The following is an 18871-nucleotide window of genomic DNA, read 5'->3' as shown; positions in this document are numbered from 1 at the left end:
CCTGTTGCCCGACCGGGAAGCGTCCAGTCTGGCGGCCCGGCCCACCGAACGACCGGGCGTCGAGGTCATCTGCCGAGACCGGCTCCGTTCTTCGCCGAAGGCGCCACCATCGGCGCTCCTCAGGCGGTCCAGGCCGCGGACCGGTGGCATCTCTGGCACAACGGGAGCGCGGCCGCCGAGCGGGCTGTTGCTCAGCACCGCAACTGCCTCCACGCCCTGGTCATGGCCGCCACCGAACCCGACCCGGAGCCTGAGACTGAGGAAGATCCCTCTGGCTCGCCATGGCCGAGCGGGCATCGTTTCGCCGACCGCACCAGGGCCCGGCACGCCGACGTCCACGTACTGCTGAAGGCCTGGCACAGCCGTCGCTCGGTCCAGCGTCAGCTCGGAATGACCTCGCGGGCCGTCAAGCAGTTCGCCGACGTCGCGAGGCCGGAGGAGCTTTCCACCGGGCAGTGGCAGAACCGGCCGTCGGTCCTCGACGACTACAAGCCCTACTTGGACGAGCGCTGGAACGAGGGCTGCACCAACGCGCTGAAGCTGTGGAAGGAGATCGTGCCGCCCGGCTACAAGGGCAGCTACCAGCGCGTCCGCGCCTACCTGCACAAGAAGCGCACCTCCCCGCAACCGGTAGTCGCCCGTCCGCTCGCGCCCCGAACGGTCGCCGGATGGATTCTCCGACGCCCGGACACCCTTCCCGATACCGAACAAATGCTGCTCACAACCGTGCGCCCCCCACTGCCCCGAGATCGACGCGCTCACCCGGCACGTCCGCGCCTTCGCGGTCATGCTGACCCAGAGCCGAGGCGAGCGTCTCCCGGACTGGCTCGCCGCCGTCCGGCAAGACGACCTGCCTAGACACTGTCAGACAAACGATCTTGGGCGGGTTCGCGGAGCCAGAGGATGAGTGCCGCAAGGTGAAGTCCGGCCTTGTAGCGGGTGGCCAGTTTGTCGAAGCGGGTGGCGATCGCACGGAACTGCTTGAGGCGGTTGAAGCAGCGTTCGACCACGTTGCGGGCCTTGTAAAGCTCTCAGTCGAAGGCCGGCGGCCTGCCGCCGGCCTGACCGCGCCGCACACGGTTGGCCATCTGATCCGCCCGCTCCGGGATCACCGCCCGGATACCCCTGCGCCGCAGAGACCGGCGAATCGCCCGGGACGAGTAAGCCTTGTCCGCGATGACCGCGTCGGGCCTGCGGCGGGGCCGTCCGGCCCCGGTCCGGGGCACCTTCACGCCGTCCATGGCCTCATCAAACACGGTGCAATCGCTGACGTTGCCGGGCGTGACGACGACGGCCAGGGGCAGGCCGCGGCCATCGCAGGCGAGATGGACCTTCGTGGTCAGCCCTCCGCGGGACCGGCCGAGCGCCTGGCCAGCCGTCGCGCATGCCGGATCTTCCAGTTCGTCCCCTGCCGCCGCCCTTTTTGCGGGTTCCGGCGGCGTGCTGGTGGGCTCGGTTGATCGTGGAGTCGACCGAAACCGTCCACTCCACGGTTCCGACAGAGTCGTCCCGGACCTGGACCTGTTCGAGCAGGCGGGCCCAGGTGCCGTCCGCCTCCCAGCGGGCGAACCGCTCATAGACCGTCTGCCACGGCCCATAGCGTTCCGGCAGGTCACGCCACGGCGCACCGGTCCGCAACCGCCACAACACCCCGTTGATCACCTGCCGGTGATCCCGCCACGGACGCCCTCGCCCGTCAACACCTGGCAGCAGCGGCGCTATCCGCTCCCACGCCGAATCCGTCAGCTCACCAAGACCCACCACAAGATCAATTATCAGACAGGTCCTAGAGATCCGGCCGATGGCTTCGGGTCAGGTCCGCTTGCGGCTCGCGATCTCGTCAGAGAGCTGCTGCACATGGGCGGGGTCCGCGTCCCGGGCAAGGGCGACGTAGTGGTCCATGACGGCCGGCCGGTAGCGCACGGGCAACGTCTGTCCTGGGGCGAGTCGGGTGAGCTCGGTGATCGTGAGGTCTTCGTCCGCGATACCGCGGAACGAGATGCCGCCGGCGGTCTCCACGTCGAACATCAGGATTACCCGTGGATTGCCGTTGACCTCCCGCCAGTCGACGAGCACGCCGAGCGCAAGCGCCCCCGTACGCAGTTCCGCATTGCGCTTCCGTGCATCACTGCTCAGGAGCGGGTTCGGGGCGACGCCCGGGAAGTCGGGCCCGACGCCGAGCGATTCCCGACTCAGGTCGGGCCTGAGCTGAGCCATCAGATCGTTCAGATCGGTGAGCTTCTTCTTCCAACCGAACATCCTGAACCCTCCCTCACACCAGTGCCGGAATCTCGACCTGGTGCTTCGCCCCCACCGCGATTATACGGCGCGGCCATTCCCGACCACCGTCGCATCGCCCCGTCCCGATGGGGTCGCCGTCTGCGGTCGCGGACGGGCTCGGTCGAGAGCAACTGAAAACACGACACAGGACCAGGGTTCCGGCCAGAACGCTCAACCTTTACCAGACACGCCCTAGGAACGTGTCTCGGTAACGAGTGAGCGGGCCTGCTGGCCGTGATCGATGGATCGGCCGCGGTCGTCCCATCGGTATCTGTGAGGCTCGGGCGGGTCCTGCCCGTCAGGCGTCCGGCCGCTAGGGCTCGGGCTGTGTCTGGAGAGGACCGGCTGGTCAGCCAGCCAGGGCGGCGAGTCCGGCGGTTCCGACGTGTCTGAAGATCTTGCGAAGGTTGTGACAGGTGGCGAGCAGGCGCCACTTGCTGCGGGCGCCGTCTTCGCCGCGTAGGAGAAGCTGGCGGCCGTTCTGGCAGGTCATGATCTGTCCGAAGACGGGTTCGACGATGTTCGGCGGCGGTAGGCGGCCTTGCCGGGCTTGGTCCGCAGTTTGCGGGCCATGCGTTCCTTCAGCGTGGCGCTCGCCGGGGTGCGTCCGCGTGGTGCGGGTGGGACCTGTTCGTCGTGGGAGAGTCGGCCGGTGGCCATGAACGTGTTGGTGCCGCAGGCCAGTTGGCGTTCCTTTGCCGCCACGAGATTGGTCTCGAAGCAGTAGCCGGCGTCGACCAGCGCCTGTTTGGGGTGGACACCGATGTTCTGGGCGGACAGGTCGAGCATCGTGGCGTAGTTCAGTGCGTCCGAGGGGTTCGTTGTCACGTCGGCGGCGGTGATGACCTGGTGTTGCTCGTCCACGACGGCTTGGGCGTTGCAGGCCTGAATGTAGGCGCCGTCGCTGTTCTTCATGATCCGCGAGTCGGGGTCGGTGAAGCTGGCCTGGGCCTTGGGCTTGGGGCGGGCCTTGGCGACGGCCTTGTGTCCGGCGTCGGTGACGGCCTGCTCGTCGCTGGTGTCGGCACGTTCCTGTCGGCGGTGTTCCTTGTCCTCGGCGTGGCGGCGGGCCTTGTCGCCTGCTTCGGCCCCGATCTGTGCGCGGGCGGTCTGCAGCCTGGCCAGGCGCTTCTCACGCCGGTCTAGCTCGGCGGGCAGGTCGCTGTCCTTGCCATCGATGCCGAATCTGTGGTCCTCGGTGGTGTCGGTGGCCTCGGCGTCGGCCAGCAGGGCTGCGGCCTTGGCCTCCAGGACGGCGATCTCGGCCTCGATCCGCTCCTCCTTGTCGACCAGGCGGCCGTAGCTCATCGCCTTGTGCCTGGAGGCGCTCGCCTCCAGCTTCGTGCCGTCCAGGGCGACGCGGCCCATCTTGACCATGCCGAGCATGGTCGCCAGGTGCAGGTACTGGGTGAACAGGTCGGCGAGGGCGTCCAGGTGGCGGCGGAACCGGGATATGGAAGCGGAAGTCCGGGGCCCGGTCAGCGGCCAGGAACCGGAACGCGATGTCGTCGGCGCACTTGCGCTCGATCGCCCGGGATGAGCGCACCCCGTTGGTGTAGCCGTAGATCAGCAGGCGCAGCGTCAGCCTGGGGTCGTAGGGCGGGTATCCACGTGCGGCCTGGTCGCCCCGCGTGATACTCCTCCCGGCTATGGACGATCTTGTGACAGCGCGGCTCGTGCTTCATCCGATGACCGTCAGCGAGGCTGAGCGAGTGGTGGCGGGCGAGTCGGACAGCGGTGCCCGATGGGCGCCCGGATATCCCACCGATGGGGACGTGTCCGCCGCCAGGCGCTTCCTGGGCACCTGCGCGAACACCGGTGATCCCCAGCCGTTCGGTAACTATGAGATCCGTCGCCGCGAAGACGGTCAGGCGATCGGCGGCGTGGACTTCCACGGACCTGCGGACGACAACGGCAGCGTCACGATCGGCTACGGCCTCGTCCCGTCAGCGCGCGGCAAGGGATACGCCTCCGAAGCCCTCCGCGGACTACTGCTGTTCGCGCGGGCACGCGGCATCACCTGCGTGAAAGGCGACGCCGACCACAACAACATCGCGTCCCAGCACGTCATGATGGCAGCTGGCATGAGGCAGACCGGAGAAGACGAACGTGTCAGGTACTTCGAGATCGCCTGGACCGACACGACGGCGATTACCGACCCACGCTCCTAGCCTCCACACTCTCGCCGCCGGCATCGATCGCGACCGCGATGCCGTCATCGCCGGTCTCACCCTGCCCTGGAGCTCGGGCGCAGTCGAAGGCCATGTCAACCGGATCATTCTGTGGAATCCAAGCTGTCAAGTGCCGCCGAGGATCCTGCCGCTTCGCATATGTGCTGGCCGGTTGGGCCGCAGACCGGAAGCCCCAGATGCTGTGGACATGGGGATCTTTGGTTTCAAACCCTCCTTCCTGGTCGGGATTGAAGCGGTTCGGCAGGCTCACGGATCACGTCTGGCGACGCTCGTGTAGGCGGCTGACGGGGTTTGCCCTGGTGCGCTTCATGCTGGGCCGCTGATCGCCACTACTCGGTCGGCGTCTGGTTGATCTCAATGACAGGCAGCACGGTGGCCTGCGCTGGGATGCCGATCTGCCGGGGAGTCGGCCCGGCTGGCGTGGGGACGTCGGAGAGCCGCCTCAGCAGCTGGTCGAGGGTGGCTTGCCCGTCGTCGACGGCAGCGCGTTCGTCGTCCGTCAGCGGGATGGCCGCGAGCATCTTTTTTGGCGTTGTAGAGCCGGCTGGCGATGGTGGACCGGGCTCGGTGGCTGGTGATGTTCCCGCGGACATCGGCATCCGGGACTCCGGCCTTGCGGCAGAGCATCGGGATGATCGTGTTGTTGATGTAGTGGGTGGAGACGCGGCGGGCCCGGATGGCGAACCGCAGGTCAACGCGCTCGCCGGTGCGGCGGTCGGTGAACTTCGGCTGATCCGGGCGGACGGCCTGCCAGGCGTCGATGGCCTGGCCGAGGATCGGGTCGACCGGCTTGCTCAAGGCGGTGCCGGTTTTGTGGGGCGGAACGTCGAGGAGGCAGATCGTGTCGCGGGCCAGGACCTGCTGTGAGTCGCCGGTGATGGGGGCGCCGTCGTACTGCCGGAGCAGCCGGAACAGCCGGAACAGCCGGAGCAGCCGGAGCAGCCGGAGCAGCCGGACGATGTTGGCCCGGCCGACGGAAGGCACGCTGATCGCGTCCGCCGGCGCGGAGAACGTCATCACACGCCCCTCCCGGCCGTCGATGATCGTGAGCAGCTGGTCCAGCATGCCCAGCAGGTCCCTCACCGGCCGACGACGCGATGACAGGTGGTCGAGGACGCTCCAGACATGCGGGCGCCGGCCCGCGACCACCGAGTACTGCCGGCCGCAAGCCGCCGCCATCTCCCTGGCCGCCGCGAACTTCAGCGCGTCCTCGTCCTTGATCAGTCCCATCGGGCGTACGTCCATCAGCCACGTCCCGCCACCGATCACGGCCAAGTAATCCGGGATGTGCCAAGACGACCGACTCTTGTGTCCGAAGTCCAGCCGGAACGGCTGCCATGTCGCGGACCGGCCAGCAGACTTCACCGGCACGCACCCGCCATGTCGAGCTCCACCGACAAATCCAGCCATCCGTGAGATCGAGTTCGTCCCGAAACGCGGCATCCCCGCTGTACCCCGCGACAAGCTCATCGAGGCGAGCCCGACCGGATCCTTGCCCTGGCTACCTCGCTCACTCACCCAGAGCATCACCACCCGCATGGCGACAAGGCCCGATCTTCGGAACTGATCACAGCTGCGACTTAGCGCTGCGATGTGACCCCTGTGGCAACCCGACCGCTCAGCGGCGGGACCGAGGGCTCGGCTTCGGGAGTCAGTTGCCGGCCAGGCCCCATGCATCGAGCCCGCCGTAGATATGGGCCCTCAGGCGATGGGGGGCGCTGAAGCCTGAGGCCTCGCCGCGGTAGATGGCGATGAGCGAGTCCTTGCCTCGCCACCAGGTGTCAGCGAGTCCCTGGACTTCGGGTACCGGCTCGAATCCGTCGAGGTTCAGGTCCTCGACGGATTCGCCTTTGATCTTCGTGATGGTCTTGGCCCAGTAGCCCGCGTGGCCGGCCAGTGCCAGGGCTTCCACCCATCCCTCTGTACTGGCGTGCAGCGGCGTCCAGTGGTCAGCGTCGATCCCGAACTCACCTCCTGGCCCGATCATGAACCCGTGGGCCATGGAGACACGACAGTCGCCAGCCGGGAACCGCCATCCGTTCGCGGCCGAGCCCTCGGGGACATCGGCTTCCAGAACGCGCGGGCCGCCCTCGTATTCGGGGGCCGGGGGCAGGGCGAGACCGCCCCAGCGCTCTTGGAAGGCGACAGCCCGGTCGATCTCGGCATCCGGAATCCCTTGCTTGAGCCATGCCTCCCGGAAAAGCTTGAGGTCGTGGTGTGGAACACGCAGCCCGTGTCCCTCAACGAAGTAACGAGCTCGCCGGCTCAAGCCTTCAGGGGCCTGAGGAATCACCGGCACTCGGGGGTCTGCCGTCGCGGTTGCCGCCTCTCGCGTGGAGAGGTCGGTGCGGCCGGGTGCAGCGGTGCCGACGGCTGCGGAGCGCAGGCCCAACGGACGGGGGCGTCATCGGGGCCGCCGGTGAGCCAGGAACCGTCGCCCAGGGGCACCAGCTCGTACGGGTTGCTCGCCTCAACGGTGAACTCGCCCCTGAGGGTGCCCGTGAGTACGTCGACCAGGTGGTGACGGAACCACTCCTCCTCGCCCTGGCTCTCACCGCCCAGGGTGACGATGGCCGTGTCCTCGCTCAGGTAGCCGCCGCTCCATTCCACGAAGGACTCCTCCGGGTCGTACCCGAAGGCTTCGACAGGGAAGGTGAAGAGCACGTCCCCGTCGGGGTGGTCATGGAAGGCGACGTCCGCCTGCCCGTGGTCCACGGTCATGAACTGGCGCCCGGACGGAGCCAGGTCGATCAGACAGCGGTCCTGCCACGGATACGTCACGAACTCCGGCTCGCTGTCCGCCCCGACCGTGCCCCGGAGAATGACGGAGCCGTCCTGGCCCTCACCGATGTCGAGGTAGATGCTGCCGTCCACGGGATGCACGTGGTGGAAGGCGCCGTGCCCGACCGTCTCCAGCTCGCGGCGGGCGAGAACCACACCGCTGTCGGCGTCGTACACGACCCACTGGTCCCCGCCCCCGCGGCCCGCCATCGCGTCCGGCCGGTATACCCACACCGTCCGGCCGTCCAGAGACAGCGCACAGCCAGGCCGGTGGCCATGGCGTACGTCGGAGCGCGGTTCGAAGTCCGAGGCCCACATGAGGTCGCCGGCGCGCGTGAGGCAGACCACTCCGTTCAGCGTGGTGTACACGACCCGCTCCACATCCTGCCGGACCACCGACGCTACGACCTCCTCGCCATCCCGCGGCTGGAAAACCGCTGCGGGCTCCAACGTCCCGTAGACGCCGACGCCCACGACGTAGGCGTGGATCCGCCCGTCGCGGAGACGAGTGATGACCTTCGGTGGCGGCTCAGGAATCATCCGCTGAGGCTAACGCCCAGCTCAGGAACCTCAAGAGCCGGGACGGTGTGCGCCCGAGCTGGGTAGGCACCGGCTAGCTGCAACGCTCATGGGCCGACGAGAGCGCTAAATCTCAACACAACGTTACGGAAGCAAGATCCGCCAAGTACTGCGCTCGCCCGCCAAGTAGAAATCTCGCGCGCGCGGCCGGGTCGGTCACGGACCTGCATGTTCACGCCGTGGCGGCGGTGCTTGTGCGAGTAGTCGGCCCGGCCGTCGCCGACCCGGTCGCACTCGGCGAGGGGGGCCTCCCCATGAGGGGGGTGGACACGCTGATAATCGCCGCCGACCTGGGCATCAACCGGGCCACCCTGCGGGCCTGGGTGCTGCGGGACCGTCAACGCCGCGGTGTCGGTCCGGCCGCCCCGCCCGCGGGGCGGAAGGCTCCGGCCCGGGATGGCCAGGCGGCGTCGGCCCGTGATCCGGACGAGCGGATCCGGCAGTTGGAAGCCCGGATCGCCGAGTTCGGGGCCGGCGAACGCAAGCCGGCGACCGAGCGGCAGGGGCATCCCCCGTCTCCTGCCCTCGTCGCCCCAGCCGTGCTCGGCACCCTGACAAGGTTTGACCTGCCCGAAAAAGTGCCTGACGCCCCATCAGAACGAGCGTCACATGAGGGTCACGAGCGTCATTTCGGCGTCGAGATATCGCCCGCAACGCCCACACCACATATGAGGCGCACGCACGAAACCGCAGGTCAGGCGCCCTTCGCGGCCGGTTCCAGGATCGCCACGCACTCCACGTGGTGCGTCATCGGGAACAGGTCGAACGCCCGCAGTGTCCGCGGCCGGTAGCCGCCCTCGTGGAAGTAGGCCAGGTCGCGGGCGAGGGCCGCCGGGTCGCAGGCCACGTAGGCGATGCGGCGGGCGCCCAGGGTGGTGAGGTGGGTGACCGTTTGTCTGCCGGCGCCTGCTCGGGGCGGGTCGAGGACGATCAGGTCGGTCTCGGTGATGCGGGTGCGGGGGAGGACCTGGTCGACCTTGCCCTGTTCGATACGGACCCGGGGAAGGTCCTTGAGGTTGTGGCGGGCGTCCTCGACCGCGCGTTTGCCCGATTCGATGCCGAGGACCGCGCCGGTCTCCCCCACCCGTTCCGCGATCGCCCCGGCGAAGAGGCCGACCCCGCAGTACAGGTCGAGGGCCGTCTCGCCCTTCCTGGGCATCAGGCCCTGCATCACGGCCTCCACCAGGAGTTGCGGGGCCTGCGGGTGGACCTGCCAGAAGCCGCCCATGCCGACGCGGTACGTACGGCCGTCGGCGCGCTCGCGGACGAAGGCGCGGCCGTGCACGCGGTGGACGCCGCCGTCGTGCTCGTCCACCCGGAGGACGGAGACGGGCTTGTCGAGTTCCACGAGCGGGAGCCGGCCGCCCTCGCGCGGGGTGAGGACGACCTGGCGGTCGCCGGATCCCGAGGCGGCGATGGCCTCCACCGTGGCGATCTGCGGCCAGTCGCGCCGCTCGACGCCCAGTTCGCTGACGCCCTCCGTGGCGATCAGGCAGCGGTCGACCGGCTCCACGTCGTGGGAACGGTGCTTGCGCAGGCCCGCGCGGCCCTTCTCGTCGACCGCGTACTGCACCCGTGAGCGCCACGCCGGGACCTCGCCCGCCGGGAGCTTGTCGCCGGGGGCGGGCATGACCGTACCGTCCCAGCCGGCCTGCTCCGGGGTGAGCCCGGCCAGCCGCTGGAGCTGCTCCGCGATGACCTCGCCCTTGAAGCGGCGCTGCGCGCCCGGCTTGGCATGCTGCCAGTCGCAGCCGCCGCACCGGCCGGGTCCCGCGTACGGGCAGGGGGCCGCCACCCGGTCCTTGGACGCGTCCAGGATCTCCACCGCGTCGGCGCGGAGATAGCGCGACCCGGCTCCGCCCTCCGTCACCCGGGCGCGGACCCGCTCGCCGGGCAGGGCATGGCGTACGAACAGGACCCGGCCCTCGCCGGTACGGGCGATGCAGTGGCCGCCGTGGGCGACGGGGCCCACCTCGACCTCGTACTCCTCCCCGATCAGCGAGGCCTGCGGTTCCGAAGCCTGCGGTTCCGAAGCCTGCGGTTCTGTGGTCATGACGGGGTGGCTCCAGGAGGTCAGGGCGGGCGGAGGAGGGTGGGTGCGGAGGGGGCTGAGAGGGCGCGCAAGGAGGCGCACGGAGGCGTGGACGGCCTTCGCGTGCCCTGGCCCCTCCGCGCGGCCCTCCAGGTGCAGCCCTCTAGTTTACGTGCCGCCGGGGGCGCCGCCGTCCGCCCCGTCCGGCCGCCGCCCGCCCCGTCCGTTCGCCGGGCCGCCCCGTCCGTTCGCCGGGCCGCCGCGCTCGTTCGCCGGGCCGCCCCGTTCGTTCACCGGGCCGCGCCGGACCGCGCCCGGAGCGTTGTAGACCCCGCGCCGCTTCGCCCGCTGCTTCGCCAGCTCCGAGGATTCGAGCTGGTACGGCACCGAGGTGACCATCACCCCGGGGGTGAAGAGCAGCCGGCCCTTGAGGCGCAGGGCGCTCTGGTTGTGGAGCAGGTGCTCGTACCAGCGGCCCACGACGTACTCCGGGATGTAGACGCTGATCACATCGCGCGGGTTGGCGCCGCGCAGCCCGCGTACGTACTCCACCACCGGGCGGGTGATCTCGCGGTACGGGGAGTCGAGGATCTTCAGCGGTACGTTGATGCCGCGCCGCTCCCACTCGTCCTTCAGCGCCTTGGTCTCCGCCGGGTCGACGTTGATGGAGAGCGCCTCCAGGGTGTCCGAGCGCATCAGCCGGGCGTAGCCGAGGGCGCGCAGCGTGGGCTTGTGGAGTTTGGAGACGAGCACGATGGATTGGACCCGCGAGGGCCGTACGGTCTCGGTGGCCGTCGCCTCCTCGGGCGCGGAGATCTCCTCGGCGACCCGGTCGTAGTGGCGCCGGATCGCGGTCATCGTGCCGTAGAAGATCACCATGCCGAGCAGGGCGACCCAGGCGCCGTGGGTGAACTTGGTGGCGAGGACGACGATCAGCACCAGCCCGGTGAAGAAGGCCCCGAAGGCGTTGATCGCCCGGGAGCGCATCATGTGGCGGCGCTTGGCGGTGTTCCGCTCGGTGCGCAGATGGCGGTTCCAGTGCCGGACCATCCCCGTCTGGCTGAGCGTGAACGAGACGAAGACCCCGACGATGTAGAGCTGGATCAGCCGCGTCGAGTCCGCCCCGTACACCCCGACGAGCAGCGCGGCGGCCCCGGCCAGCAGCACGATGCCGTTGGAGAAGGCGAGCCGGTCGCCCCGCGTGTGGAGCTGGCGGGGCAGATAGCGGTCCTGCGCGAGGATCGAGCCGAGCAGCGGGAAGCCGTTGTACGCGGTGTTCGCGGCCAGGAAGAGGACGAGCGCGGTGGCGGCGGCGAGGAGGACGAAGAAGAACGTGCCGCTGCCGAAGACTGCGGCGGCGACCTGGGAGATCACCGGGTTCTGCACATAGCCGGAGCCGACCGGGACGCCGTGCCGGAAGAGGTCGGTGGCCGGGTTCTCGGCCATCTTCACGCCGGTGGCCATGGCGAGTCCGATGATGCCGCAGAACATGGTGACGGCGAGCAGCCCCATCAGGGCGAGCGTGGTGGCCGCGTTCCTGCTCTTCGGCCTGCGGAAGGCGGGGACGCCGTTGCTGATCGCCTCGACACCGGTGAGCGCGGCGCAGCCGGAGGAGAAGGCCCGCAGCAGCAGGAAGACCAGGGCGAAGCCGGCCAGCCCCGGGTGCTCGGGTTTGATCTGGTAGCCGGCGGTGGGCGAGTTCATCGTCTCGCCGAGGACCAGCCCCCGGAAGGCGCCCCAGACGATCATCAGGAAGACGCCGCCGACGAAGACGTAGGTGGGGATCGCGAAGAGCTTCCCGGACTCGCGGACGCCGCGCAGGTTCATCAGGGTGAGCAGCACGATGACGCCGATGGCGCAGAGCACCTTGTGCTCGACCACGAAGGGGACGGCGGAGCCGAGGTTCTCGATGCCGGAGGAGATCGACACGGCGACGGTCAGCACATAGTCGACGAGGAGCGCGCTGGCGACGGTGAGGCCGGCCTTGGGGCCGAGGTTGGTGGTGGCGACCTCGTAGTCGCCGCCGCCGCTGGGGTACGCGTGCACGTTCTGCCGGTACGAGGCCACGACGGTGAACATCAGGACGACGACGGCCAGCGCGATCCATGGGCTGAAGTGGTACGCCGACACGCCCGCGATGGAGAGGACGAGCAGGACCTCGCCCGGCGCGTACGCCACCGAGGAGAGCGGGTCGGAGGCGAAGACGGGGAGGGCGATCCGCTTGGGGAGGAGGGTCTCCCCGAGCCTGTCGCTGCGCAGCGCCCGTCCGATCAGGATCCGTTTGGGCACGTCGGTCAGTTTGGACACGGAAGGGATCGTATGCGTTCGAACAGTGACGTGTGCGGGCACCACCCCCCATTGCCGTCAGCCGGTCGTACGGGAGGTACGACGGTCGTACAGGGGACGTAAGGGGGGCGTACGGGGGAGATGTGACCGTGCGGCGTACGGTGGCCCCCGGCCGCCACGGGTGCCACTCGGGTCCCCGGAGGGGACCGCGCCGGGATCCCCCGGCATGATGTTGCCAGGCGGCCCGTGCGGTACCGGCCGCCCCTGTTGCCCGGCGAGCCGAGAGGCCGAGAGAGAGTCATGAGCAGTAGCGGTGCGCGGTCCGGTGGGGCCGCGGGGAGTGTGGTGTAAGGCCGTGCATATCGTCATCATGGGCTGCGGCCGGGTGGGCGCCGCCCTCGCGCAAGACCTGGAGCGGCAGGGGCACACCGTCGCCGTCATCGACCAGGACCCCACCGCGTTCCGCCGGCTCGGCTCCGGCTTCGGGGGCCGCCGGGTCAGCGGGGTCGGCTTCGACCAGGACACCCTGCGCGAGGCGGGCATCGAGGACGCGGGGGCGTTCGCGGCGGTCAGCAGCGGTGACAACTCCAACATCATCGCGGCCCGGGTGGCCCGCGAGATGTTCGGCATCGAGAACGTCGCGGCCCGTATCTACGACCCCCGGCGCGCCGAGGTCTACCAGCGGCTCGGGATCCCGACCGTGGCCACCGTCCGGTGGACCGCCGACCAGATGATGCGCCGTCTGCTGCCGTCCGGCGCCGAGCCGCTCTGGCGCGATCCGAGCGGCGGCGTGCAGCTCGCCGAGGTCCATACGTCGGCGAGCTGGATCGGCCACAAGATCAGCAGGCTCCAGGAGGAGACGGGCGTCCGCGTGGCGTTCCTCACCCGGCTGGGCGAAGCGATGCTGCCGACCTCGCAGACGGTGCTCCAGGAGGGCGATCTCGTCCACGTGATGATGCGGACGGACGACATAGGGAAGGTCGAGGCGGCCTTCGCCGAGGGCCCGGACGGAGGCGGGAACTGATGCGCGTCGCGATCGCGGGGGCCGGTGCGGTGGGCCGCTCCATCGCCTCCGAACTGCTGGAGAACGGGCACGAGGTGCTGCTCGTCGACAAGGCGCCGACCGCCATCTCGGTGGAGCGCGTGCCGCTCGCCGAGTGGCTGCTCGCGGACGCCTGCGAGATCACCTCGCTGGACGAGGCGGCGCTCCAGCGCTGCCATGTGGTGATCGCGGCGACCGGCGACGACAAGGTCAATCTGGTCGTCTCGCTGCTCGCCAAGACGGAGTACGGGGTGCCCCGGGTCGTCGCCCGGGTCAACAACCCCAAGAACGAGTGGCTGTTCAACGAGTCCTGGGGCGTGGACGTCGCCGTCTCGACGCCCCGGCTGATGTCGGCCCTGGTGGAGGAGGCGGTGAGCGTCGGGGATCTGGTACGGCTGCTCCGCTTCAGCCACGGCGACGCCAACCTGGTGGAGCTGACGCTGCCGCCGGAGTCCGCGGTGACCGGGACTCAGGTCTCCTCGGTGAGCTGGCCGGAGGACACCTCGCTGGTGACGATCATCCGGGGGACGCGGGTCCTGACGCCCCATCCGGAGGAGACCCTGGAGGCGGGCGACGAGCTGCTCTTCGTGGCGGCACAGTCCCGCGAGGCGCAGTTGGAGGACCTGCTGTCGGTACGGCGCGAGGACACCTAGGTCCTGTCTTCGAAGTCCCTTCGAAGTCCCGGCACCGGCCGGCCCCCTCATGCGCGGGAGCCGCGCCCGGCGCCGTACCCCCGCGGGGTGGTACGGCGCCGGGCGCGGCTCCTGCGGTCGCTACGTGACGTACGGGCCCCGGGCGCGGCTCCACGGACGTCACGTACGGGGCGTCAGGCGCCCCTGGCGCTATCTCCGGTGCCTGGCCGGGCCCCCGCGCTCCACGGTGCGCCCCTCGGCGGCGGCCTCGGCGGCGCGGGCGGCCTCGCGCTCCTCCTCGGCCCGCTCCCGCTCCTCCATCTCCGCGAAGACGTCGATGGGCGGCGGCGCCTTCGCCAGGAAGACCCAGGTCAGATAGACGGCCAGCAGGAACGGCGGGATCTTCAGCGAGATCAGCACCCAGCCGAGCTGTGTGGTGTCCGCCCACCAGTAGAGCGGGAAGAGGATCGCGCACTTGGCGAGCAGGATCAGCCCCCAGGCCCAACTGGCCTTGGCGTACGCCTTCTTGCGGCCGGGGTTGCGGGTGCGCCAGGAGAGGTTCTCCTTGAAGACCGGGCCCAGGATCAGGCCGATCAGCGGCACCCCCGCCAGCGTGGTGACGATGTACGCCAGCGCCAGCCCCAGCGTGTAGACCATGCCGGGGAGGTAGAAGTCCTTGGCGTTGCCGGTCATCATCGCGAAGACGACACCGAAGGCGACCCCGAAGACCCCGCTGAAGGCGTGCTTGACGGTGTCGCGGCGGACCAGCCGGACCACCACCAGCACCAGCGAGACGGCGAGCGCCGCCAGCGCCGAGGTGTGCAGGTCCTTGTTGATGGTGTAGATCGTGACGAAGAGCAGTCCCGGGAGGACCGTCTCCACCATGCCGCGCACGCCGCCGAACGCCTCGAAGAGCGCCGCCTCCGTGACGGTTTTCACGTCACCGTCCGGTCCGGTGGACTCCGGTCCTGACGGTGTGGGGGAAACGGTCGAGGCGGCGGGGTTGTCGGGTGACGTCACCGGCTACTCCTGTCCGAGCGGTCGGAGTTCGTATGTGGGGTTGAAGAGCACGCGCCGACCGTGGCTCAGGGAGATCCGGCCGGAGGCGATCAGCTTGCGGCCCGGCTCTATGCCCACGATGGAGCGCCGGCCCAGCCACACCACGTCCAGCGGCGCGGTGCCGTCGAACAGCTCCGCCTCCAGCGCGGGCACACCGGCCCGCGGACGCAGGGTGACCGTGCGCAACGTACCAGTCACGCGGACGATCTGACGGTCGTCGCACTCGGAGATCCGGGTGCATCCGGACGCCTGGGCGTCCTCCCGCAGCTCCTCGGACTCCAGGTCCTCCTGGGAGCTGGAGAGCCGGTCGAGCATCCGGCGGAAGCGGCCGGTCGGCTTCTCAGCACTCATGTCTGAAGCGTACCGGGGTACGAGGGCCGCGCGCGGCCGTACGGGCACGAGAGGATCACCCGTACGGAAGCCGCACCCCGGTGCGCACCGCGCCCCGGCCCGCCCCGGATCAGCGTTCGAAGCGGTATCCCATGCCCGGCTCCGTGACGAAGTGCCGGGGGTGCGAGGGGTCCGTCTCCAGCTTCCGCCGGAGCTGGGCCATGTAGACCCGCAGGTAGTTGGTCTCGGTGCCGTAGGAGGGCCCCCAGACCTCCTGGAGGAGCTGTTTCTGGCTGACCAGCCGCCCCGTGTTCCGTACCAGCACCTCCAGCAGGTGCCATTCGGTCGGGGTGAGCCGTACGTCGCGGCCCTCGCGGTGCACCTTCTTCGCCGCCAGGTCGACGGTGAACCCGGCCGTCTCGACCATGGCGACGCTGTCGTCGGCGTCCCCTCCGAGCGGTTCGGCGCGGCGTACGGCGGCGCGCAGCCGGGCCAGCAGCTCGTCCATCCCGAACGGCTTGGTGACGTAGTCGTCGGCGCCCGCGTCGAGCGCCTCGACCTTCTCGTCGGAGGTGTGGCGCGCGGAGAGCACCAGGACCGGGACCCGGGTCCAGCCGCGCAGCCCCTTGATCACCTCGACGCCGTCCATGTCGGGCAGGCCGAGGTCGAGCACGACCACATCGGGATGGCGGGCCGCCGCCAGCTCCAGCGCGGTCGCCCCGTCGGAGGCCGCGTCCACCTCGTACTTGCGCGCCCTGAGATTGATCACGAGGGCCCGTACGATCTGTGGCTCGTCGTCGACCACGAGCACCCGGGTCATGAGGTCCGCCTTTCTGCCGCCCCGGTCATGAGCCGACCCGGGCGGGGGTTTCTGGGAGCGCCGGCAGCGGTCCTGCCGCCGCGGAGAGGGTGAGCACCATCGTCAGTCCGCCGCCCGGGGTGTCCTCGGCGGCGAGGGTGCCGCCCATGGCGTCCACGAAGCCGCGCGCGACGGCGAGCCCGAGTCCGACCCCGGCCCCGCGCGGGGCGTCGCCGTGGCGCTGGAAGGGCTCGAAGATACGTTCCTTGGCGTCCTCGGGGACGCCGGGGCCCCGGTCGACCACACGGAGCTCGACCCGGGCGCCGAGCGCGCTGGCGGCGACGGTGACGCGCTGCCCCTCGGGGCTGTACTTGACGGCGTTCTCGACGATGTTGGCGACCGCGCGCTCCAGCAGCCCGGGGTCGACGGCGACCATGGGCAGCGACTCGGGGATGTCCAGGTCGACGCTGTTCTCGGGGACGCCGCCGAGCGCCATCGGGACCACCTCGTCGAGGTCGATCTCGCGCATCAGCGGGGTGACGGTGCCGGTCTGGAGCCGGGACATGTCGAGGAGGTTGCCGACCAGATGGTCGAGGCGGTCCGCGCCGTGCTCGATGCCTTCCAGCAGCTCCGCCCGGTCCTCCTCGGACCACTCGACGTCGTCGGAGCGGAGCGAGGTGACCGCGGCCTTGATCCCGGCGAGCGGGGTGCGCAGGTCGTGGCTGACGGCGGCGAGCAGGGCGGTACGGATCCGGTTGCCCTCGGCGAGCGCGCGGGCCCGCTCGGCCTCCCCGACGAGGCGCTGGCGGTCCAGGACGACGGCGGCCTGCGCGGCGAACGCGGCGAGCACCCGGCGGTCCTCGGCGGGCAGCACCCGCCCGGAGAGCGCCAGCGCCATGTGGTCGCCGACCGGCATGTCGACATCGGCGGCCTCGGGGCGGTCGACGGGCTGCGGCCCCACGCTCCCCGCGCAGGTCCACGGGTCGACGTCGCCGGCCCGCTCCAGCAGCGCCACCGACTCCATCCCGAAGGTCTCCCTGACCCGCTCCAGCAGCGCGTCCAGGGCCGTCTCGCCGCGCAGCACGCTCCCCGCGAGGAAGGAGAGGATCTCGGACTCGGCGCGGAGCCGGGAGGCGGTATGGGTACGGCGGGCCGCCAGGTCCACCACGGAGGCCACCGCCACGGCCACCGCGAAGAAGATCACGATGGCGACGAGGTTCCTGGGGTCCGCGACGGTGAGGTTGTGGGTGGGCGGGGTGAAGTAGAAGTTCAGCAGCATCGACCCGACGGCGGCCGAGGCGAGCGCCGGGCGCAACCCGCCGAGCAGGGCGGCGAGCACGGTCAGGAAGAGGAAGAGCAGGACGTCGTTGGCGAGCCCGAGGGTGTTGTCGAGCGCGGTGAGCACCACAGCGAGCAGGACCGGTGCCACGACCCCGGCGAGCCACCCCCAGATGATCCGGGAGCGCCCCAGCCTGGCGCCGCGCGCGACGGGCAGCCCGCGCCCCTTGGCGGCCTCCTCGTGGGTGACGATGTGCACATCGAGGTCGGGGCCCGACTCCCGGGCCACGGTGGCGCCCACGCCCGGGCCGAAGACGTACTGCCAGGTCTTGCGGCGGCTGGAGCCCAGCACGATCTGTGTGGCGTTGACGCCGCGCGCGAACTCCAGCAGCGCGGAGGGGATGTCGTCGCCGATCACATGGTGGAAGGTGCCGCCCAGGTCCTCCACCAGCTTCCGCTGGACGGCGAGTTCCTTGGGCGAGGCGGCGGTGAGGCCGTCGCTGCGGGCTATGTAGACGGCGAGGATCTCGCTGCCGGACCCCTTGGCGGCCATCCGGGCGGCGCGGCGGATGAGCGTACGGCCCTCGGGGCCCCCGGTGAGGCCGACGACGATGCGTTCCCGCGCCTGCCAGGTGGTCCGGATGTTGTGCTCGCCCCGGTACTGCTGGAGGTATTCGTCCACCCGGTCCGCGACCCAGAGCAGCGCGAGTTCACGGAGCGCGGTGAGGTTGCCGGGGCGGAAGTAGTGCGAGAGCGCGGCGTCGACCTTGTCGGGCTGGTAGACGTTGCCGTGGGCCATCCGGCGGCGGAGCGCCTGGGGCGACATGTCGACCAGTTCGATCTGGTCGGCGCGGCGGACGATCTCGTCGGGGACGGTCTCGCGCTGGCGTACCCCGGTTATCGACTCGACCACGTCGCCGAGGGACTCCAGGTGCTGGATGTTGACGGTGGAGATGACCTCGATGCCCGCCTTGAGCAGCTCCTCGACGTCCTGCCAGCGCTTGGCGTTGCGGGAGCCGGGCACATTGGTGTGGGCCAGTTCGTCCACGAGCGCGACGGCGGGCCGGCGCTCCAGTACGGCGTCCACGTCCATCTCGGTGAAGAGGCTCCCCCGGTACTCCAGGGAGCGCCGCTCGACCGCCTCCAGGCCGTGCAGCATGACCTCGGTGCGCGGCCGGTCGTGGTGCTCCACGAAGGCGACGACGCAGTCGGTGCCCCGCTCCACCCGGCGGTGCGCCTCGGAGAGCATCGCGTACGTCTTGCCGACGCCTGGTGCCGCCCCCAGGTAGATCCGTAGCTTGCCGCGTCCCATGGCCCCATTGTCTTCCAGGAGAGCCGGCCCGCCCGGCCGGCTCTGCTGCGAAACTACCGCCGGTGACCAGGTGTACGGCCCTCGCGCGGGGGCCGGGGCGCCGGTATTGACACGATTCTGACGTGCGGGGTCCGGTACGTACGTACGGAGGCACGCGCGCGTACGGGGGCATACGTGCCCACGGAGGCATTGGTGCCCACGGAGGCGGTGATACGCGAGCGGGCCGCACCCCCTGCGGGGAACGGCCCACCTCGTACCGCGTACGGGGA

General features: G+C 70.2%; 14 protein-coding genes and 3 pseudogenes. 4 read left to right on the top strand and 13 right to left on the bottom strand.

Annotation, left to right across the window (positions count from 1 at the left end; all coding sequences use genetic code 11):
- The first annotated feature begins 222 nt into the window (after positions 1-222).
- Entirely contained in the window at positions 223-858 is a 636-nt protein-coding gene (locus tag AB0O07_RS00595; RefSeq protein WP_365624608.1) for a hypothetical protein, read from the top strand.
- Here AB0O07_RS00595 and AB0O07_RS00590 read toward each other — a convergent pair.
- From AB0O07_RS00590 to AB0O07_RS00580, 3 genes and pseudogenes are all read right to left on the bottom strand, one after another.
- A pseudogene (locus AB0O07_RS00590) lies at positions 855-1764 on the bottom strand (IS5 family transposase). The gene AB0O07_RS00595 and the pseudogene AB0O07_RS00590 sit on opposite strands and share 4 nt — an antisense overlap.
- Positions 1765-1812: 48 nt before the next feature.
- On the bottom strand, positions 1813-2259 hold the full coding sequence (locus AB0O07_RS00585) for a hypothetical protein (RefSeq protein WP_365624605.1): 447 nt from the start codon (positions 2257-2259) through the stop codon (positions 1813-1815).
- A 370-nt stretch (positions 2260-2629) separates the two neighbouring features.
- Positions 2630-3892 (bottom strand): annotated as a pseudogene (locus tag AB0O07_RS00580) (transposase); the annotation flags it as partial.
- 37 nt (positions 3893-3929) lie between these two features.
- Here AB0O07_RS00580 and AB0O07_RS00575 point away from each other — a divergent pair.
- A complete protein-coding gene (locus AB0O07_RS00575) occupies positions 3930-4451 on the top strand; it encodes a GNAT family protein (RefSeq protein WP_365624602.1) in 522 nt (173 codons plus the stop codon).
- A 375-nt stretch (positions 4452-4826) separates the two neighbouring features.
- On the opposite strand, the gene AB0O07_RS00570 is transcribed toward AB0O07_RS00575, so the two are convergent.
- From AB0O07_RS00570 to AB0O07_RS00545, 6 genes and pseudogenes are all read right to left on the bottom strand, one after another.
- The gene (locus AB0O07_RS00570; RefSeq protein ID WP_365624599.1) at positions 4827-5702 is read right to left on the bottom strand and encodes a hypothetical protein; all 876 of its coding nucleotides are present in this window, start codon (positions 5700-5702) and stop codon (positions 4827-4829) included.
- Positions 5703-6123: 421 nt separating this feature from the next.
- Complete coding sequence (locus AB0O07_RS00565; protein ID WP_365624596.1) at positions 6124-6771, bottom strand: hypothetical protein; 648 nt, start codon at positions 6769-6771, stop codon at positions 6124-6126.
- Positions 6762-7793, bottom strand: coding sequence for a hypothetical protein (locus AB0O07_RS00560; RefSeq protein ID WP_365624593.1), 1032 nt, complete (start codon positions 7791-7793; stop codon positions 6762-6764). The genes AB0O07_RS00565 and AB0O07_RS00560 overlap by 10 nt, the downstream gene beginning before the upstream one ends.
- A gap of 187 nt (positions 7794-7980) precedes the next feature.
- Positions 7981-8074 (bottom strand): annotated as a pseudogene (locus AB0O07_RS00555) (IS5/IS1182 family transposase); the annotation flags it as partial.
- Positions 8075-8526: 452 nt separating this feature from the next.
- Positions 8527-9885 carry a TRAM domain-containing protein gene (locus AB0O07_RS00550; protein WP_365624590.1) on the bottom strand — a complete coding sequence of 453 codons (1359 nt, stop codon included), beginning with the start codon at positions 9883-9885 and terminating at the stop codon, positions 8527-8529.
- Positions 9886-10032: 147 nt separating this feature from the next.
- Complete coding sequence (locus tag AB0O07_RS00545; protein ID WP_365624587.1) at positions 10033-12171, bottom strand: APC family permease; 2139 nt, start codon at positions 12169-12171, stop codon at positions 10033-10035.
- 334 nt (positions 12172-12505) lie between these two features.
- Between AB0O07_RS00545 and AB0O07_RS00540 the strand changes: the two genes are divergently transcribed.
- Entirely contained in the window at positions 12506-13174 is a 669-nt protein-coding gene (locus tag AB0O07_RS00540) for a TrkA family potassium uptake protein (protein WP_365624584.1), read from the top strand.
- A complete protein-coding gene (locus tag AB0O07_RS00535) occupies positions 13174-13845 on the top strand; it encodes a TrkA family potassium uptake protein (RefSeq protein ID WP_365624581.1) in 672 nt (223 codons plus the stop codon). Before AB0O07_RS00540 ends, AB0O07_RS00535 begins: the two co-directional genes overlap by 1 nt.
- 189 nt (positions 13846-14034) lie before the next feature.
- Here AB0O07_RS00535 and AB0O07_RS00530 read toward each other — a convergent pair whose 3' ends face one another.
- The 4 genes from AB0O07_RS00530 to AB0O07_RS00515 form a co-directional block, all read right to left on the bottom strand.
- Positions 14035-14763 carry a DUF3159 domain-containing protein gene (locus AB0O07_RS00530; RefSeq protein WP_365627828.1) on the bottom strand — a complete coding sequence of 243 codons (729 nt, stop codon included), beginning with the start codon at positions 14761-14763 and terminating at the stop codon, positions 14035-14037.
- An 84-nt stretch (positions 14764-14847) separates the two neighbouring features.
- The gene (locus AB0O07_RS00525) at positions 14848-15198 is read right to left on the bottom strand and encodes an OB-fold nucleic acid binding domain-containing protein (RefSeq protein ID WP_365627825.1); all 351 of its coding nucleotides are present in this window, start codon (positions 15196-15198) and stop codon (positions 14848-14850) included.
- A 145-nt stretch (positions 15199-15343) separates the two neighbouring features.
- The gene (locus AB0O07_RS00520) at positions 15344-16033 is read right to left on the bottom strand and encodes a response regulator (protein WP_365624578.1); all 690 of its coding nucleotides are present in this window, start codon (positions 16031-16033) and stop codon (positions 15344-15346) included.
- Positions 16034-16058: 25 nt separating this feature from the next.
- Positions 16059-18602, bottom strand: coding sequence for a sensor histidine kinase KdpD (locus AB0O07_RS00515; protein ID WP_365624575.1), 2544 nt, complete (start codon positions 18600-18602; stop codon positions 16059-16061).
- Between the last annotated feature and the right edge of the window lie 269 nt (positions 18603-18871).

Origin of the sequence: Streptomyces sp. NPDC093085 (assembly GCF_040683935.1) — a bacterium.
In the GTDB taxonomy this organism is placed as follows: domain Bacteria; phylum Actinomycetota; class Actinomycetes; order Streptomycetales; family Streptomycetaceae; genus Streptomyces.
This window is presented reverse-complemented; position numbering and strand designations above follow the sequence as displayed.